15 protein-coding genes are annotated in these 16,921 nt (G+C 73.4%); 3 read left to right on the top strand and 12 right to left on the bottom strand.

Annotation, left to right across the window (positions count from 1 at the left end):
* Nucleotides 1-157 precede the first annotated feature (157 nt).
* The 9 genes from gatB to ACFCX4_RS23780 form a co-directional block, all read right to left on the bottom strand.
* A complete protein-coding gene (gatB, locus tag ACFCX4_RS23820) occupies nucleotides 158-1,666 on the bottom strand; it encodes an Asp-tRNA(Asn)/Glu-tRNA(Gln) amidotransferase subunit GatB (protein WP_376145698.1) in 1,509 nt (502 codons plus the stop codon).
* A 90-nt stretch (nucleotides 1,667-1,756) separates the two neighbouring features.
* Entirely contained in the window at nucleotides 1,757-2,017 is a 261-nt protein-coding gene (locus ACFCX4_RS23815) for a hypothetical protein (protein ID WP_376145695.1), read from the bottom strand.
* A complete protein-coding gene (gene gatA / locus ACFCX4_RS23810; RefSeq protein WP_376145692.1) occupies nucleotides 2,014-3,507 on the bottom strand; it encodes an Asp-tRNA(Asn)/Glu-tRNA(Gln) amidotransferase subunit GatA in 1,494 nt (497 codons plus the stop codon). Before gatA ends, ACFCX4_RS23815 begins: the two co-directional genes overlap by 4 nt.
* Before the next feature lie 5 nt (nucleotides 3,508-3,512).
* Nucleotides 3,513-3,809 carry an Asp-tRNA(Asn)/Glu-tRNA(Gln) amidotransferase subunit GatC gene (gene gatC, locus ACFCX4_RS23805; protein WP_035845952.1) on the bottom strand — a complete coding sequence of 99 codons (297 nt, stop codon included), beginning with the start codon at nucleotides 3,807-3,809 and terminating at the stop codon, nucleotides 3,513-3,515.
* 222 nt (nucleotides 3,810-4,031) lie between these two features.
* A complete protein-coding gene (locus ACFCX4_RS23800; RefSeq protein ID WP_376145688.1) occupies nucleotides 4,032-5,750 on the bottom strand; it encodes a putative bifunctional diguanylate cyclase/phosphodiesterase in 1,719 nt (572 codons plus the stop codon).
* 311 nt (nucleotides 5,751-6,061) lie between these two features.
* Nucleotides 6,062-8,506 (bottom strand): NAD-dependent DNA ligase LigA, encoded by a 2,445-nt coding sequence (gene ligA / locus ACFCX4_RS23795; RefSeq protein WP_376145701.1) that lies wholly within the window; start codon nucleotides 8,504-8,506, stop codon nucleotides 6,062-6,064.
* Nucleotides 8,507-8,530: 24 nt separating this feature from the next.
* Nucleotides 8,531-9,559: a methionine synthase gene (locus ACFCX4_RS23790; RefSeq protein WP_376145685.1), complete on the bottom strand. Its 1,029-nt coding sequence runs from the start codon at nucleotides 9,557-9,559 to the stop codon at nucleotides 8,531-8,533.
* A 73-nt stretch (nucleotides 9,560-9,632) separates the two neighbouring features.
* Nucleotides 9,633-10,322 carry an SDR family oxidoreductase gene (locus ACFCX4_RS23785; protein ID WP_376145682.1) on the bottom strand — a complete coding sequence of 230 codons (690 nt, stop codon included), beginning with the start codon at nucleotides 10,320-10,322 and terminating at the stop codon, nucleotides 9,633-9,635.
* 13 nt (nucleotides 10,323-10,335) lie between these two features.
* On the bottom strand, nucleotides 10,336-10,860 hold the full coding sequence (locus tag ACFCX4_RS23780) for a TIGR00730 family Rossman fold protein (protein ID WP_376145679.1): 525 nt from the start codon (nucleotides 10,858-10,860) through the stop codon (nucleotides 10,336-10,338).
* Nucleotides 10,861-10,970: 110 nt separating this feature from the next.
* On the opposite strand from ACFCX4_RS23780, the gene ACFCX4_RS23775 reads away from it, so the two are divergent.
* Nucleotides 10,971-11,351 (top strand): hypothetical protein, encoded by a 381-nt coding sequence (locus ACFCX4_RS23775; RefSeq protein WP_376145676.1) that lies wholly within the window; start codon nucleotides 10,971-10,973, stop codon nucleotides 11,349-11,351.
* 63 nt (nucleotides 11,352-11,414) lie between these two features.
* Here ACFCX4_RS23775 and mnmA read toward each other — a convergent pair whose 3' ends face one another.
* Together mnmA and ACFCX4_RS23765 are read right to left on the bottom strand one after the other, a co-directional pair.
* Nucleotides 11,415-12,557 carry a tRNA 2-thiouridine(34) synthase MnmA gene (mnmA, locus tag ACFCX4_RS23770; protein WP_376145673.1) on the bottom strand — a complete coding sequence of 381 codons (1,143 nt, stop codon included), beginning with the start codon at nucleotides 12,555-12,557 and terminating at the stop codon, nucleotides 11,415-11,417.
* 52 nt (nucleotides 12,558-12,609) lie between these two features.
* Nucleotides 12,610-13,791 (bottom strand): cysteine desulfurase family protein, encoded by a 1,182-nt coding sequence (locus ACFCX4_RS23765; RefSeq protein WP_376145670.1) that lies wholly within the window; start codon nucleotides 13,789-13,791, stop codon nucleotides 12,610-12,612.
* A 206-nt stretch (nucleotides 13,792-13,997) separates the two neighbouring features.
* On the opposite strand from ACFCX4_RS23765, the gene ACFCX4_RS23760 reads away from it, so the two are divergent.
* Nucleotides 13,998-14,753, top strand: a complete 756-nt coding sequence (locus ACFCX4_RS23760; protein ID WP_376145667.1) for an IclR family transcriptional regulator — start codon at nucleotides 13,998-14,000, stop codon at nucleotides 14,751-14,753.
* Here ACFCX4_RS23760 and ACFCX4_RS23755 read toward each other — a convergent pair.
* Nucleotides 14,689-15,348 (bottom strand): trimeric intracellular cation channel family protein, encoded by a 660-nt coding sequence (locus ACFCX4_RS23755; RefSeq protein WP_376145664.1) that lies wholly within the window; start codon nucleotides 15,346-15,348, stop codon nucleotides 14,689-14,691. The two genes, ACFCX4_RS23760 and ACFCX4_RS23755, sit on opposite strands and share 65 nt — an antisense overlap.
* 159 nt (nucleotides 15,349-15,507) lie before the next feature.
* Between ACFCX4_RS23755 and ACFCX4_RS23750 the strand changes: the two genes are divergently transcribed.
* Complete coding sequence (locus ACFCX4_RS23750; RefSeq protein ID WP_376145661.1) at nucleotides 15,508-16,899, top strand: acyltransferase family protein; 1,392 nt, start codon at nucleotides 15,508-15,510, stop codon at nucleotides 16,897-16,899.
* Nucleotides 16,900-16,921: the final 22 nt, after the last annotated feature.

Below are 16,921 nucleotides of genomic sequence, written 5' to 3'. Positions count from 1 at the left end.
GCCGTCATCCCCCTTTGTTATTGGCCGGGGGGTCTGTTTTTTTTTAATACCCCCCGGGCGGCGCCCGGCCCCCCCCCGCCCGGCGGGGGGGCCCCGGGCCTCCGGCGGCTAAGCGGGCCTTAGGGCGTGTCCTGGGGCCTGCGCGTGGTCCGGGGAATCAGGCCGAGACGCCCAGCTTCTCCAGGATCAGGTCCTTGACCCTGGCCGCGTCGGCCTGGCCGCGGGTGGTCTTCATGACCGCGCCGACCAGTGCGCCGACGGCCGCGATCTTGCCGTCGCGGATCTTGGCGGCGATCGCCTCGTTCTCGGCGATGGCCTGGTCGACGGCGGCGCCGAGCGCCGAGTCGTCCGAGACCACGGCCAGGCCCCGCTTCGCCACGACCTCGTCCGGCTCGCCCTCGCCGGCCAGCACGGCCTCGATGACCTGGCGGGCCAGCTTGTCGTTCAGCTTGCCCTCGGCGACCAGCGCGGTGACCCGGGCGACCTGCGCCGGGGTGATCGGCTGCTCGGCCAGTTCGGTGCCGGTCTCGTTGGCCCGGCGGGCCAGCTCGCCCATCCACCACTTGCGGGCCTGGTCGGCCGGGGCGCCGGCGGCGACGGTCTCCTGGATCGGCTCGACGGCGCCGGCGTTCAGCACCGCCTGCATGTCCTTGTCCGACAGGCCCCACTCGGCCTGCAGCCGGGCCCGGCGCACCCGCGGCAGCTCGGGCAGCGCGGCCCGCAGCTCCTCGACCCACTCCCGGGACGGCGCGATCGGGACGAGGTCGGGCTCCGGGAAGTACCGGTAGTCCTCCGCGTTGTCCTTGATCCGGCCGCTGGTGGTGGAGCCGTCCTCCTCGTGGAAGTGCCGGGTCTCCTGGACGATCGTGCCGCCGTCGGTCAGCACCGTGGCGTGGCGCTGGACCTCGAACCGGGCGGCCCGCTCGACGCTGCGCAGCGAGTTGACGTTCTTGGTCTCCGAGCGGGTGCCGAAGGTCTCGGTGCCGTTCGGGCGCAGCGACAGGTTGACGTCGCAGCGCATCTGGCCCTTGTCCATCCGGGCCTCGGAGACGCCCAGCGAGCGGATCACCTCGCGCAGCTCGGCGACGTACGCGCGGGCGACCTCGGGGGCCCGCGCGCCGGCGCCGGTGATCGGCTTGGTGACGATCTCGATCAGCGGGATGCCGGCCCGGTTGTAGTCCAGCAGCGAGTGCGTCGCGCCGTGGATGCGGCCGGTGGCGCCGCCGACGTGGCTGGACTTGCCGGTGTCCTCCTCCATGTGGGCGCGCTCGATCTCCACGCGGAAGGTCGTGCCGTCCTCCAGCTGCACGTCGAGGTAGCCGTCGAAGGCGATCGGCTCGTCGTACTGCGAGGTCTGGAAGTTCTTCGGCATGTCCGGGTAGAAGTAGTTCTTCCGCGCGAACCGGCACCACTCGGCGATCGAGCAGTTCAGCGCCAGGCCGATCTTGACGGCCGACTCCACGCCGACCGCGTTGACCACGGGCAGCGAGCCGGGCAGGCCCAGACAGGTCGGGCAGACCTGGCTGTTGGGCTCGGCGCCCAGCTCGGTCGAACAACCGCAGAACATCTTGGTCTTGGTGCCGAGCTCGACGTGGACCTCAAGGCCCATCACCGGGTCGTACGACGCGAGAGCGTCCTCGTAGGAGACCAGGTTCTTGACGCTCACAGCGTCCCCTTCACTCAAAAAGTCTTAGGTGGCGCGGGCCCGGTCCGCCCCGCCGTGCGACGGGTGCGGACCGGGGCCCCGCGTACTGGGTCAGCCCAGCAGGACGTCGTCGTCGCCGAGGCGGCGCAGCTCGCGCACCAGCAGGGCGGTGCCGGTGATCAGCGCGGCGGCGCCGACGAGGGCGTTGACCAGCTTGAGGGTGTCGCTCTCGTCGCGGGCCTTGCGGACGTCCTTGGCGACCGAGATCGCGCCGAAGGCGCTGGTCCCGATGGACAGCCAGAGGCCGGGCTTGCTGTGCTTCCAGCCCTTCAGCGAAGCGGACTGGGCCTTGGCCTTCTCGATCTTGCTCACAGTGCCGGTGCCTCCTCCAGCAGGGTGTGCCCCCACTTGTCGTTGAGTGCGGCCTCGACGGCGCCGCCCACGCGGTACAGGCGGTCGTCCGCCATCGCGGGCGCGATGATCTGCAGGCCGACCGGGAGATTGTCCTCCGGGGCCAGGCCGCAGGGCAGCGACATGGCCGCGTTGCCCGCCAGGTTGGACGGAATCGTGCAGAGGTCCGCCAGGTACATCGCCATCGGGTCGTCGGCGCGCTCGCCGATCGGGAAGGCGGTGGTCGGCGTGGTCGGCGAGACCAGGACGTCCACGCCCGCGAAGGCGGCGTCGAAGTCGCGCGAGATCAGCGTGCGCACCTTCTGGGCCGAGCCGTAGTAGGCGTCGTAGTAGCCCGAGGAGAGCGCGTAGGTGCCGAGGATGATGCGGCGCTTGACCTCGGGGCCGAAGCCGGCCTCGCGGGTGAGCGCGGTGACGTCCTCCGCGGAGCGGGTGCCGTCGTCGCCGACCCGCAGGCCGTAGCGCATCGCGTCGAAGCGGGCCAGGTTGGACGAGGCCTCGCTGGGCGCGATCAGGTAGTACGCGGGCAGCGCCAGGGTGAACGACGGGCAGGAGACCTCGACGACCTCCGCGCCCAGCTCGCGCAGCAGCTCCACCGACTCCTGGAAGCGCTGCATCACGCCGTCCTGGTAGCCCTCGCCGGAGAACTCCTTCACCACGCCGATCCGCATGCCGCGGACGTCGCGCGTCCGGGCGGCCTCGACCACGGCCGGCACCGGCGCGTCGATCGAGGTGGAGTCCAGCGGGTCGTGACCGGCGATCGCCTCGTGCAGCAGCGCCGCGTCCAGCACGGTGCGGGCGCACGGACCGCCCTGGTCCAGGCTGCTGGAGAAGGCCACCAGGCCGTAGCGGGAGACCGAGCCGTAGGTCGGCTTCACGCCGACGGTGCCGGTGACGGCGCCGGGCTGGCGGATCGAGCCGCCGGTGTCGGTGCCGATCGCCAGCGGTGCCTCGAAGGCGGCCAGCGCGGCGGCCGAACCGCCGCCGGAGCCGCCGGGGATGCGGGAGAGGTCCCACGGGTTGCCCGTGGTGCCGTACGCCGAGTTCTCGGTGGAGGAGCCCATCGCGAACTCGTCCATGTTGGTCTTGCCGAGGATGACGACGCCGGCGTCCTTGAGCCGCGAGGTCAGGGTGGCGTCGTACGGCGGGATCCAGCCTTCGAGGATCTTCGAGCCGCAGGTGGTCGGGACGCCCTTGGTGGTGAAGACGTCCTTCAGGGCCAGCGGGACGCCTGCCAGCGGGCCCAGCTCCTCGCCCCTGGCGCGCTTCTCGTCGACGGCCCGGGCGGCGCTCAGCGCGCCCTCGGTGTCGACGTGCAGGAAGGCGTTGACCTTCTGGTCGACGGCCTCGATGCGGTCCAGGTGCGCCTGGGCGACCTCGACGGCGGAGACCTCGCCCTTGGCGACGGCGGTGGCCGTCTCGGCGGCGGTGTAACGAATGAGGTCGGTCATCTCGGTCAGTCCTCCCCGAGGATCTGGGGAACGCGGAAACGCTGCTCCTCGGCGGCCGGGGCACCGGCCAGCGCCTGCTCCGGGGTGAGCGACGGCCGGACCTCGTCCGCGCGCATGACGTTGGTCAGCGGCAGCGGGTGGGAGGTGGGCGGGACGTCCTGTCCGGCGACCTCGGAAACGCGGGCGACCGCGCCGATGATCACGTCGAGCTGCTCGGCGAAGTGGTCCAGCTCTTCGGCCTGCAACTCAAGACGCGACAGCCGAGCGAGGTGGGCGACCTCCTCGCGCGTGATGCCAGGCATGCAGCGATCCTCAGGGTGAGTTCTGGATGAGGCCCGGATCCGCCGACCGGCGGCCCCGGGCCCGGGCCGGGAGCGGCCGGTCCGGCGCTCCCGTCCTCGTGGTCTGTGGTCCCCATCCTATGGGGCGCGGCCCGGCCACCGGCCAACGACCGGCGGCGGCCCGGGGTCACCCCCGCCGCGCGGCCCGGCCCGCCGGGGATCCGCGGCCCGTCACGGCACCGCTCACTGCGGGCGGATGGGTGCCCAACTCTGCTGCGGGGGCGCCTGGATCTCCCGCTGGGCGGCCTGCACCGCCTGCACCACCGGCGGCAGGGCGGGCTGCACGGCCGGCGGCAGCCGGTCGGCGGAGGCCGCGGCGAGCCGCTCGGCCGGCGGGGCTCCGGTGCGGTGGACCCGCAGCCAGGCGGTGGCCTGCTCGGCCGGCATCGCCGCCGAGACCAGCCAGCCCTGCACCGCGTCCACGCCCATGCAGTTCAGCCGCTCCCAGGTCTCGTCGTCCTCGACGCCCTCCGCGACCACGGTCAGGCCGAGCGAGTGGGCCAGCTCGACCGAGCAGCGGACCACCGCCGCGTCGTGGTCGTCGGCGACCATCCGGGAGACGAAGGAGCGGTCGATCTTCAGCTCGCCGACCGGCAGGCTGCGCAGCCGCACCAGCGAGGAGTGGCCGGTCCCGAAGTCGTCCAGGGACATCCCGACGCCGTAGCCGCGCAGTTCGGCCAGGGTGTCGGCGGCCCGCCGGGAGTCGTCCAGCAGCAGCCGCTCGGTGATCTCCAGCTGGAGCGCGTGGGCCGGGACCTGGTGGCGGACCAGGTGTCCGGCGACCCGCTGGGCGAAGCCGGGGTTGAGCACGTCGCGCGGCGACACGTTCACCGCGACCTGCACCTGGAGGCCCTCCTCGCGCCAGTGGGCGAGCTGTCCGACGGCGGCCTCCAGGACGTAGTCGGTCAGCCGGGGCATCAGACCGCTGGACTCGGCGAGGCCGACGAACTCGTCCGGGGAGACCCGGCCCTGGCCGGGGCGCTCCCAGCGCAGCAGCGCCTCCAGGCCGACCACCCGGCCGTCGAAGGCCACCTTGGGCTGGTAGTGGAGCTGCACCTCACCGGTCTCCAGGGCCCGCCGGAGGTCCCCCAGCAGACCGATCCGGTAGGGGGTGTCGGCGTCCTGCGTCTCGTCGTACTGTTCGACCGAGGTGCGGCCGCGCTGCGCGTGGCCCATCGCGACGTCGGCGCGACGCAGCAGCGACTCGGCGTCCTGGGCGTGCCGGGGGAAGACGCAGACGCCCGCGCTGGCCTCCAGCACGAGCAGCAGTCCGTCCAGCCGGATCGGCGCGGCGAGTTCGGCGATCAGCGCCTTGGCGACCTTCTCCAGCGAGTCGGGGCAGCCGATGCCGGGCAGCAGCACGGCGAACTCGTCGCCGCCCATCCGGGCCACCATCGGTCTGCCCCGGTAGTGCCGCGGCAGTCCGGCGAAGACGTCGTCGATGGACTCGCGGGTGGCGCTGCCGGCCGCCCCTCCTGAGCGCAGCGCCCGGTGCAGCCGGCGGGCGATGTGGACGAGCAGCCGATCGCCGGCGGTGTGACCGAGGGTGTCGTTGAGCGATCGGAAGCGATCGAGGTCGAGCAGGATCAGACCGACGCTGTAGCCCTCGGTGTGCTCGGCGATCGACTCCTGGGTCGCGAGGAGTAACGCCTGGCGGTTGGGCAGATCGGTCAGCGGATCGGTCAGCTGGTCGCGCGCCCGGTCCCGGGCGATCCGCCAGGCCGCGACCAGGACGGCCAGCGGAACCGCGAACAGCGGCAGCAGTTCCGCCTCGTAGCGGTAGACCAGCACGGCCAGCGGGATGAGCGGCGCCGCACCGGCGAGCAGCACGCCGAGCAGCAGGACGACGCCCGCCACCCCCTGCGGCGGGCGTGTGGGCGCCCCGCCGGTCGTACGATCCATAAGCCCAGTCCTCCGTCGGGCCCGCCCCGTCAGGCCGCCTAGCGGTGAGGCACCGCACCGGTGCCGGCGGCCTGCCCGGCCTGGAACGGCCCCGCGGAGTCCGGCTCAGCCGGTACCCCCACCCCTGCTGACACTCTGTTGCGCTCCAGGGTATGCGCGGCTTCACCGAACGGGCAGACTTTCGGACAACCGGACATGCACCACAGCGCCCGGGTACCGCACAGTGGCACGATGCCCGCTAACACTGTGCGGCACCCGGTGACATCGCATCAGGACGATAACAAGCCGGATTCGGGGCTTCCGCGCGCGGGTCAGCCCTCGCCGGGCTCCTCCCCGCCCGCCTGCTCCCCGCCGGCCGGTCCGGCGGCGCCCTCCGCCGCCTCCGCCGCGCCGCCGGTCTTCTCGACGGCGTCCTCCACGGCGTCCTCCGCGGCCTCCTCGGCGGTCTCCTCGGCGGTCTCCTTCGCGGCGGCCTTCCGGCGCGCCGGGGCCTTCTTCACCGGCTCCTCCGGCGGCTCCGCCGGCAGCCCCAGCCGGACCCGCGCGGCACCCGGCCCCTCCTCCAGCAGCACCGCGAAGCCCTCGTCGTCGAGGACCGGCAGCCCCAGCTGCACCGCCTTGTCGTACTTGGACCCGGGGTTGTCACCGGCGACCACGAAGTGGGTCTTCTTCGACACCGACCCGGTCACCTTCGCGCCCCGCGAGGTCAGCGCCTCCTTGGCGCCGTCCCGGGTGTGCCCGGCCAGCGTCCCGGTGACGACGACGGTGAGCCCCTCCAGCGGACGCTCGCCCTCCTCCTCCGCGGCCTCCTCGGTGAAGCGGACGCCGGCGGCGCGCCACTTCTCGACGATCTCCCGGTGCCAGTCCACCTGGTACCACTCGACGATCGAGCGCGCGGTGCCCGCGCCGACCCCCTCGGTGGCGGCCAGCCGCTCCTCGGAGGCGGCGAAGACCGCGTCCAGGTCCCGGAACTCCCGGGCCAGGTCCTGGGCGGCCACCGGACCGACGTGCCGGATCGAGAGGCCGTTGAGGAAGCGCCAGAGCGGGCGGTCCTTGGCCTTCTCGATGTTCTCCAGCATCAGCCCGGTGTTCTTCTTCGGCGCACCGGCCGTGGTGGCGAAGAAGAACACCTCCTTCTCCTCGCCGGTCTCGTCGTCGAGCCTGGGCATGCCGGTCTTCTGGTCGCGCACCAGCACCTTGATCGGCAGCAGCTGCTCCACCGTCAGGCCGAAGATGTCGCCCTCGTTGCCCACCGGCGCCTCGGCCGGCTCCAGCGGCTGGGTCAGCGCGGTGGCGGCGACGTAGCCGAGCCCCTCGATGTCCAGCGCCGAGCGCCCGCCGAGGAAGGCGATCCGCTCCCGGATCTGGGCCGGGCAGAACCGGGCGTTGGGGCAGCGCAGGTCGATGTCCCCCTCCGCCATCGGGCGCAGCTCGCTGCCGCACTCCGGGCAGTGCGAGGGCATCACGAAGGCCTGCTCGGTGCCGTCCCGGCGGTCGTAGACCGGGCCGAGGATCTCCGGGATCACGTCCCCGGCCTTGCGCAGCACCACGGTGTCGCCGAGCAGGACGTCCTTGGCCTTGACGACCTCCTGGTTGTGCAGCGTGGCGTACTGCACCATCGAGCCGGCCACCTTGACCGGCTCCGCCAGCACCGCGTACGGGGTCGCCCGGCCGGTGCGGCCGATGCCGACCTTGATCGCGGCGAGCCTGCCGGTCACCTCCTCCGGCGGGTACTTCCAGGCGATCGCCCAGCGCGGCGACTTCGAGGTGGAGCCGAGCCGGCCCTGGAGGGCGATCTCGTCCACCTTGACGACCACGCCGTCGATCTCGTGCTCGACCGAGTGCCGCTGCTCGCCGAACTGCCGGATGAACGCCCGGACCTCCTCCAGCGTGCCGACCACCCGGTTGTGCCGGGCGGTGGGCAGGCCCCACTCGCGCAGCAGGTCGTAGGCGTGCGACTGGCAGTCGATGTCGAAGCCGGAACGGGCGCCGATGCCGTGCACCACCATGTGCAGCGGGCGGGTCGCGGTGACGAGCGGGTCCTTCTGGCGCAGCGAGCCGGCGGCGGCGTTGCGCGGGTTCATGAAGAGCCGGATCATCGCCCGGGGGCGCTTGCCCTCCTTGGCGCGCTCCTCGTTCTCCAGCCGGCGGCGCTCGTTCTCCTCCGCGAAGGAGGCGTTGAGCGCCTCGAAGGCCTCGGTCGGGAAGTAGACCTCGCCGCGGATCTCCACCAGCTCCGGGACGTCGTCGCCCCGGAGCCGGTGCGGGATCTCCTTGATGGTGCGGACGTTGGCGGTGATGTCCTCGCCGACCCGGCCGTCGCCGCGGGTCGCCGCCTGCACCAACTGGCCGTTCTCGTAGGTGAGGTTGACGGCGAGGCCGTCCACCTTCAGCTCGCAGAGGTAGTGGTACTCGATGCCGGCCAGCTCGCCGGCCACCCGCTCGGCCCAGGCGGCGAGCTCGTCGTCGTCCATCGCGTTGTCCAGGCTGAGCAGCCGCTCCCGGTGCTCGACCGGGGCGAACAGCGGGGTCGCCGCGCCGCCGACCTTCTGCGAGGGGGACTCCGGGGTGACCAGGGCCGGGTGCCCGGCCTCCAGTCCCTCCAGCTCGCGCATCAGCGCGTCGAACTCGGCGTCGCTGACGACCGGGGCGTCCTGCTCGTAGTAGCGGGCCCGGTGGTCCGTGATCTCGGCCGCCAGCTCCGCGTGCCGCCTGCGAACCTCCGCCGGGACGTCCTCCCAGCCCTCGACAGCCACCACCGCAAGCCCTCCGTCAATCTCTCATTCCGGGTTGTCCACCAGGCTCTGGCCCGCCCTCACGCTGAGTGACAGCGCCCGGCGCGCATGGGCCGGGGAGGCCCCGGCCAGCCCGCAGGTCGGCGTCACCAGCACGCGGCGGCCCAGCAGCTCCGGGGCGAACCCGAGCCTGCGCCACAACGTCCTGACACCCTGGACACTACCGGCCGGGTCGGACAGCGCCGCTGATTGAGCGGGGTCCCGGTCGGTGGAGGGAACGACGCCGGCGAGGAGCACGGTGCCCGCCTCGACCGCCTCGCCGAGGTCGTCGTCCTCACGCTCGGTCAGCAGCGAGAAGTCCAGCGAGACCCCGGCCACCCCGGCCCGGCGCAGCAGCGGCAGCGGCACCCGGGGCGCGCAGCAGTGCACCACCACGGGCGCGTCGAGGGCGCGGACCACCTCGCGGAGCACCTCCTCCGCCACCTGGCGGTCGACCGCGCGCAGCCGCTGGAAGCCGCTGGCGGTCTTCACCTCGCCGGCCAGCACGGCGGGCAGCGAGGGCTCGTCCAGCTGCAGCACGACCTCCGCGCCGGGCACCCGCCGGCGGACGTCGGCGAGGTGGCGGCGCAGGCCCTCGGTCAGCGAACCGGCGACGTCCCGGCAGGCCCCGGGGTCGGCGAGCGCCTTCTCGCCGTGCCTGAGCTCGATCGCCGCGGCCAGCGTCCACGGCCCGACCGCCTGCACCTTGAGCGCACCCGCGTACCCCTGGGTGAACTCCTCCAGGGCGTCGAGGTCCTCGCCGAGCCAGGAGTGCGCGCGCCGGGTGTCCCGGCCGGGGCGGTCGGTGAACCGCCAGCCGCTCGGCTCGGTCTGCGCGAACAGCTCGACCAGCAGGCCGGCGGAGCGGCCGATCATGTCCGCGCCCGGGCCCCGGGCGGGCAGCTCCGGGAGGAACGGCAGGTGCTCCAGCGCGCCGGTGGACGTCTTGGCGGCCTCCCGGGCGTCGGTGCCGGGCAGCGAGCCGACGCCGGTGGCGGCGCCGACCAGGTCGGGGAAGGGGTGTCCGTTGCTCACCCGCCCGAGCCTAGTGCGCGCCGCCACCGGCTCCGTTCGGTCCGGCACCGGTCCGGCACCCGCCGGGACCCGTTCAGCGGCCGGGGCGGACCGTGATGTCGGTGATCTCCGCGTCCCGTGAGGCGTCCAGCGCCGCCAGGATCGCCCTGGCCACCGACTCCGCCTCGATCCACTGCCCGGCGTCGTAGGCCCTGCCCTCCTGCTGGTGGACCTTGACCTGCATCGCGGTGGCGGTGCGGCCCGGGTACACCGAGGTGACCCGGACGCCGTTCCCGTGCTCCTCCAGCCGCAGCGAGTCCGCGAGCGCCTTCAGCCCGTGCTTGCTCGCCGCGTACGCCGACCACTCGGCGCTCGCCCGCAGACCGGCGCCGGAGTTCACGAACACCACGTGGCCCTTGACGAGCCGCACCGAGGGCAGCAGCAGCCGGGTCAGCTCGGCGGGGGCGACCAGGTTGACGTTCAGGGTGTCCTGCCAGGCCTTGACCGGCAGGTCGCCGACCGGGCCCAGCTCGACCGCTCCGGCCACGTGCAGCAGCGAGTCCAGCTCCACCGGCAGCGTCTGGTGCCCGAAGGCCCAGGAGAGCTTGGCCGGGTCGGCGAGGTCCCCGACCAGCGTCTTCGCGCCGGGGAAGCGCTCGCGCAGCTCCGCGGCGCGGCGGGCGTCACGCGCGAGCAGCCAGAGCTCGTCGCCGCGCTCGGCGAGACGGGCGGCGAGGACGGCGCCGATGCCGGAGCCGGCGCCGGTGATCAGATGAGAGGCCATGGACCCGATCCTCTCAGGCCTTCAGCCGTTCGAGGACCTCGGCCGGGGTGTCCGCGAAGGTGATCAGCTCGGCCAGCGGCCGCGGCAGGAAGCCCTCGGCGTCCATCCGCTCCAGCTGCAGGCGCAGCCCCGCGTAGAACCCCTCGGTGTCCAGCACGACCACCGGCTTCCCGTGCAGGCCGTGCTTCTTGAGCTCCAGCACCTCGGTGACCTCGTCCAGCGTCCCGAGCCCGCCGACCAGCACGACGACCGCGTCCGCGCGCGACAGCAGCAGGGCCTTGCGCTCGGCGAGGTCCGCGGTGGTGACCAGCTCGTCGGCGCCCTCGTAGGCCTTGTGCCGGAGCAGCTCGACGGAGATCCCGACCAGCCGGCCGCCCGCGGCCTTCACGCCGTCGGCCAGCAGGCCCATCAGGCCGGCGTGGGAGCCGCCCCAGACCAGGGTGTGACCGCCGGCGCCGAGCAGTCGGGCGAACTCGGCGGCGGGGGCGGTGTAGCGCTCGTCGAGCGAGTACGCGGAGCAGAAGACCGTGATGTTCATAGTGCCGTCCGGTCTATCACGGTGGCCGAAAACATCGCTATCGAGTTGTCGCCGTCACTCCGTCTTTCGCCATAGACACGCCAGGCACCACCGACCGGAAGGAACATCCCATGAAGCGCGTCAAGGCCCTCCTCGGCACCGCCGCGACCACCGCCGCCCTCGCCGCGGGCCTGCTCACCGCGGCCCCCGCCCACGCCGCGACCAGCTCCGGCAGCTGGCTCGGCTGTGACGAGGGATGGGTCTGCATCTACGCCGAAGGCCAGCCGGCCAACGCCGGCACCGTGACCTCCGGCTACACCACCTACGGGGCGCACAACCTCGTCAACGAGCTCAACTACCACTGGGTCGTCAACAACCAGACCGACAACGCGAGCGTCACCCTGTGCTACGGCTACAACGGCACCAACTGCACCGGCCCGACCTTCTGGCCGGGCGTGGGCATCAGTGTGGACCTGACCCCGTACAACTCGATCGTCCTGAACCGCCCGTGACACCGCGGCACCGCTGAGGCACGACGGGCCGGGTCCGCTCGCGGACCCGGCCCGTCCGCACCGCTACCGGACGGTCGCGGCCGGGCGCTCGGTGGTGGCGATGGTGGCGGAGCCGACGACGCGGGGGCCGTCGTAGAGCACCACCGCCTGGCCCGGGGCGATGCCGCGGGCCGGGGCGTCGAGGCTGACGCGGAGGGTGTCGCCGGCCACCGAGGCGCTGACCGGCACCTCCTCCCCGTGTGCCCGGAGCTGGGCCGTGTAGCGCCCGTCGGCGAGCGGCTCGGAGCCGCACCAGCGCGGACGGATCGCGGTGAGGCCGGTCACGTCCAGGCCCTCCACCGGGCCGACCGTGACGGTGTTGTTCACGGGCGAGATGTCCAGCACGTACCGCGGCTTGCCGTCCGGCGCCGGGCGGCCGATCCGCAGGCCCTTGCGCTGGCCGATGGTGAACCCGTACGCACCGTCGTGCTCGCCGAGCTTGGTGCCGTCGACGTCCACGATGTCGCCGGTCGCGGTGCCGAGGTGCCGGGCCAGGAAGCCCTGGGTGTCGCCGTCCGCGATGAAGCAGATGTCGTGCGAGTCCGGCTTCCTGGCGACGGCGAGGCCGCGCCTCTCGGCCTCCTCGCGGATGACGTCCTTGGTGGTGTCGCCGAGCGGGAAGAGCGAGTGGGCGAGCTGCTCGGCGTCCAGGACGCCCAGCACGTAGGACTGGTCCTTGGCGGCGTCCGCCGCGCGGTGCAGCTGGCGCTCGCCGGACGGCAGGTCGACGATCCGCGCGTAGTGGCCGGTGCAGACCGCGTCGAAGCCGAGCGCGACCGCCTTGTCCAGCAGCGCGGCGAACTTGATCTTCTCGTTGCAGCGCAGGCACGGGTTGGGCGTGCGGCCGGCCGCGTACTCGGCGACGAAGTCGTCGATGACGTCCTCGCGGAACCGCTCGGCGAGGTCCCAGACGTAGAACGGGATGCCGATCACGTCCGCGGCCCGGCGGGCGTCCCGGGAGTCCTCGATGGTGCAGCAGCCGCGGGCACCGGTCCGGAAGGACTGCGGGTTGGCGGAGAGCGCCAGGTGCACGCCGGTCACCTCGTGGCCGGCCTCGACGGCGCGCGCGGCGGCGACGGCGGAGTCCACCCCGCCGGACATCGCCGCGAGCACCCGCAGGCGGCCGGTGGCGGACGGAGCGGTCGGGGCACCCGGGAAGTCAGTCATGATGAGTCCAAGCGTACGTGGTGCCGCCCGGCATTCCGCCGGGGTTTCCGGCTCAGCGCCGGAGCGCCGCCAGTCCCGCGTTGCGGGCGCGCTGGACGGCCGGCCCGATGGCCCCGGCGAGCGCGGCGACGTCGGCCGGGGTGGAGGTGTGGCCCAGCGAGAACCGCAGCGAGGCCCGGGCCAGCAGCGGGTCGACGCCCATCGCCAGCAGCACGTGGCTGGGCTGCGGGACGCCGGCCGAACAGGCCGAACCGGTGGAGCACTCGATGCCCTGGGCGTCGAGCAGCATCAGCAGCGCGTCGCCCTCGCAGCCGGGGAAGGAGAAGTGCGCGTTGGCGGGCAGCCGGCCCCCGGCGGCCGGGTCGCCGTTGAGCACCGCGTCCGGGACGGCGCCGAGCACCGCCGCGACCAGGTCGTCGCGCAGCGCGCCCAGGGTGGCGGCGTGCTCCGCGCGCCGGCCGACGGCGACGGTGGCGGCTGCCGCGAAGCCGGCCGCGGCGGGCGCGTCCAGGGTGCCGGAGCGGACGTCGCGCTCCTGGCCGCCGCCGTGCAGCAGCGGCACCGGTGCCGCGCCGCGCGACAGCAGCAGCGCGCCGATGCCGAACGGGCCGCCGATCTTGTGGCCGGTGACGGTGAGCGCGGTGAGCCCGGACTCGGCGAAGGAGACCGGGACCTGGCCCAGCGCCTGCACCGCGTCGGCGTGCACCGGGATGCCGAACTCCCCCGCCACGGCAGCGAGTTCGGCCACCGGCTGGACGGTCCCGACCTCGTTGTTGGCCCACATGACGGTGACCAGCGCGACCGAGGCCGGGTCCCGCTCGACGGCCTCGCGCAGCGCCTCCGGGTGGACCCGCCCGAACCCGTCCACCGGCAGGTACTCGACGGCGGCGCCCTCGTGCTCGGCGAGCCAGTGCACCGCGTCCAGCACCGCGTGGTGCTCGACCGGGCTGCACAGCACCCGGGTGCGGGCCGGGTCGGCGGCCCGGCGGGCCCAGTACAGGCCCTTGACGGCCAGGTTGTCGGACTCGGTGCCACCGCCGGTGAGGACGATCTCGCTGGGCCGGGCGCCGAGCGACTCGGCGAGCGACTCGCGGGCCTCCTCGACCACCCGGCGGGCCCGGCGGCCGGCCGCGTGCAGGGAGGAGGCGTTGCCGACGACCCCGAGGTGCGCCGACATCGCGGCGATCGCCTCGGGCAGCATCGGCGTGGTCGCCGCATGGTCCAGGTATGGCATAACCATCCGATTGTAGAGGTCCCCCGCCGGAGGGCGGACCGGCCTGCCGGGCGGCGGCCGGCGGCACCGCACCGATCCGGCCACCGGACACCGCGCACCGGGCCGCTGCCCCTCCGGGCAGCCCAGGTACGGCGGGCGGTCCACGAGCGGTTAGCCTGGCGGCCACCATCACGCGGCCGGACCGGAACCAGGAATCGGGGGGCGCAATGTCGCAGTCGGTCGATCGCGCCCTCACCCTGCTCGGGTCCCTCGGCGACGGACCGGTCACCCTGGAGCAGGCCGCCACCTCGATCGGCGTCCACAAGTCCACCGCGCTGCGCCTGCTGCGCACGCTGGAGGAGCACGGCTTCGTCCACCGGCTGTCCGACCGCCGCTACCGGCTCGGCGGCCGGGTGCTGTCGCTGGCCCAGCGGGCCCTCCAGGAGATCGACGTGCGGCAGGTCGCCGCGCCGCACCTGGCCGCGCTGAACGACCGCTGCGGCTGCACGGTGCAGCTGGCGGTGCTGCAGGACGACGAGGTGCTGTACCTGGACGAGCTGCCCGGGCGCTGGCCGCTCGACGCCGGCCGGCCGGCCCGGATCGGGTGGCGGTCGCCGGCCTCCGGGACGGCGATCGGCCGGGTGCTGCTGGCCGGGCTGCCGGAGGACGGCCGGACCGGCGACGGGCTGTCCGCCGATCTGGCGGAGGTGCGCCGGCGGGGCTGGGCGGCGGAGTCGGCCGACCACCGGGAGGCGGTGACCTGCGTCGCGGCGCCGGTGGCGGGCAGCGACGGGCGGGCGGTCGCGGCCTGCGCGATCTCGGCTCCGGCAGACCGGGTGTCGCCCGCCGAGCTGGTGCGGCTGGTGCCCGAGCTGCTCTGCACCGCGGAGGCGATCTCGCTGGCGTACGGCGGCTCGCCTACTCCTCGCTGGTGCGAGAACCGTTGCGGTGCCAGGCCCGCGGTGCGCGCCAGCCGTACTTGAGGGCGAGCATCCGCAGGCCGAACGCGGTGAGCGCGGCGGCGGTGCCGGTGGCGGCGGTGAGGCTGTCGAGGGCGATCAGCACGGCGACCAGCGCGGCCCCGACGAGGGCGGGCACCGCGTAGATCTCGCGGTCCCAGCGGAGCAGCGAGGGGATCTCGCCGGCCAGGACGTCGCGCATGACGCCGCCGCCGGCCGCGGTCACCATGCCGAGGGCCACCGCGGCGACGGCGCCGAGCCCGAAGTCGTGCGCCTTCGCGGTGCCGGTGACGCAGAACAGGCCGAGGCCGAGCGCGTCGAGGGTCTGCACGGCGCGGTTGATCCGCTCGACCTCGGGGTGCAGGAAGAAGACCACCAGGCCGGCGACCAGCGGGGTGACGAAGTAGCCCAGATTGCTGAAGGCGGCGACCGGGGTGGCACCGATGACGAGGTCGCGCATGACGCCGCCGCCGAGCGCGGTGACCTCGGCCAGCACGCCGATGCCGAAGATGTCCATGTTCTTGCGGACGGCGAGCAGCCCCCCGGAGAGGGCGAAGACGAAGATGCCGACGAGGTCCAGCGACTGCTGCACGTCGGAGGGGAAGATCTGGGAGGTCACCGTCCCTGTTGTACCCGACGTCCGGGGTCTCCCCGTGTGCTCCGGGCCGGTGGACCCGCCCGGGGCGGATGGTCACAGTACGGAGAAGATGCGCTCCGCCGGGAACATTTGCCCGCCTTCGAACAATTGGGTCGGCGCGGTTTGGGCTAGCCTCCGCCTGTGAAGTTGATCGAACGCGTATCCGGGCATCGTACGGACCGTCGGCCGGCCGAGGGCGCCCCCACCACCCCCGCGGCGGCTCGACTCGGCTGGCTCGACGCACTGCGCGGGATAGCCGCCCTCTCGGTGGCGGTCTACCACTTCGCGCTGCCGTTCTACTGGATACCGCACGGCACCCGGGTGCCGTACTACCTGGATCCCGGGATCTTCGGCGTCATGCTGTTCTTCCTAGTCAGCGGGTACATCATCCCGGCGTCCCTGGAACGGCGCGGCGACGTCCGCGGGTTCTGGGCGGGGCGGTTCTTCCGGATCTTCCCCGTGGTGGTCCTCACCGTGGTCGGCAGCCTGCTGATCCTGCCCCGCCAGTACTCGGTGGTGCAGCCCTGGGCCTACGACCACCCGCTGCTGACGCTCGTCGGCAACGCCACGATGCTGCAGGACATGATGGGCGTGTCCAACGTCATCGGGGTGATGTGGACGCTCACCTACGAGATGATCTTCTACTACTTCGCGACGGCCCTGTTCGTCGTGGGGTGGCACCGCAGGAGCGCGCCGATCGCGATCGGCTTCGCGGCCTTCGCCGTCGTCCTGGGCGCGTGGCTGTCGCTGGGCACCATCTCCAAGGACCTGCAGTCGACCCGGCACCTGGTCGCCGCCGTCCTGCTGGTGCTCCTGATGGCGATGACGTGCATCTCCACCGCGCGCCCGGAGCTGGTCCGCTGGGGCGGCATCATGCTCGGCGGCCTCGGCCTGACGCTGGTCCTCCTCAACGGGCGGTCCACCGCCTTCGAGACCATGATGATCTTCGCCACGATGTTCGCCGGCACCGTCCTCTACCGGCTGGAGCACGGGCAGATCGAGCGGCTGCCCGCCGTCCTGTGCTGCGCCTTCGTCGCCGTCGCCGGCTTCCTCTGCGGCTACCTCTACAACCGCGGCCCGGCCCTGTGGCGGACGTGGAGCGGCTCGTGGATGTCGTTCTCCTACGCCTACGCCGCGGCGTGGGCGGTGTTCGTGATCGGCATGCTGCTGCGCAAGCGCCGGTTCCCGCGCTGGCTCAGCTGGCTGGGCGCCATCAGCTACTCCGTCTACCTGCTGCACAACCCGCTGATCCACGCCATGAACTGGATGCTGGAGGGCCACGCGCCGATCGTCGGCTGGAAGGAGCGCGGCATCCAGCTCGTCGCCTTCACGGCGGCGCTGCTGATCGTCAGCTACGCCGCCTACCGGCTGGTCGAGATCCCGTTCCAGAACCTCGGCCGCAAGGTCATGAAGGCCGTGAACCGCCGGTTCCCGGCGCCCGCCGCCACCGCCGCCGCGCCCCGGCCGGCCGGGGCGCCCGAGGGCGCGGCCCCGGCCGGCCCGGAGCCGGCGATGTCCGGCAACCGCGGCTGACGCCCCCTCCCGGACACGGGTC

Source organism: Kitasatospora sp. NPDC056327 (assembly GCF_042261735.1).
Classification (GTDB): Bacteria; Actinomycetota; Actinomycetes; order Streptomycetales; family Streptomycetaceae; genus Kitasatospora.
Note: the sequence above shows the minus strand (reverse complement) of the source record. Positions and strands in the feature narration are given on the sequence as shown.

What these genes read in the sequence shown, in the direction of transcription:
- ACFCX4_RS23780 (WP_376145679.1), bottom strand. Translation starts at nt 10,860, where the DNA reads ATGAACATCACGGTCTTCTGCTCCGCGTACTCGCTCGACGAGCGCTAC.
- gatC (WP_035845952.1), bottom strand. Translation starts at nt 3,809, where the DNA reads ATGCCTGGCATCACGCGCGAGGAGGTCGCCCACCTCGCTCGGCTGTCG.
- gatA (WP_376145692.1), bottom strand. Translation starts at nt 3,507, where the DNA reads ATGACCGACCTCATTCGTTACACCGCCGCCGAGACGGCCACCGCCGTC.
- mnmA (WP_376145673.1), bottom strand. Translation starts at nt 12,557, where the DNA reads ATGACTGACTTCCCGGGTGCCCCGACCGCTCCGTCCGCCACCGGCCGC.
- ACFCX4_RS23775 (WP_376145676.1), top strand. Translation starts at nt 10,971, where the DNA reads ATGAAGCGCGTCAAGGCCCTCCTCGGCACCGCCGCGACCACCGCCGCC.
- ACFCX4_RS23800 (WP_376145688.1), bottom strand. Translation starts at nt 5,750, where the DNA reads ATGGATCGTACGACCGGCGGGGCGCCCACACGCCCGCCGCAGGGGGTG.
- ACFCX4_RS23785 (WP_376145682.1), bottom strand. Translation starts at nt 10,322, where the DNA reads ATGGCCTCTCATCTGATCACCGGCGCCGGCTCCGGCATCGGCGCCGTC.
- ACFCX4_RS23760 (WP_376145667.1), top strand. Translation starts at nt 13,998, where the DNA reads ATGTCGCAGTCGGTCGATCGCGCCCTCACCCTGCTCGGGTCCCTCGGC.
- ACFCX4_RS23765 (WP_376145670.1), bottom strand. Translation starts at nt 13,791, where the DNA reads ATGCCATACCTGGACCATGCGGCGACCACGCCGATGCTGCCCGAGGCG.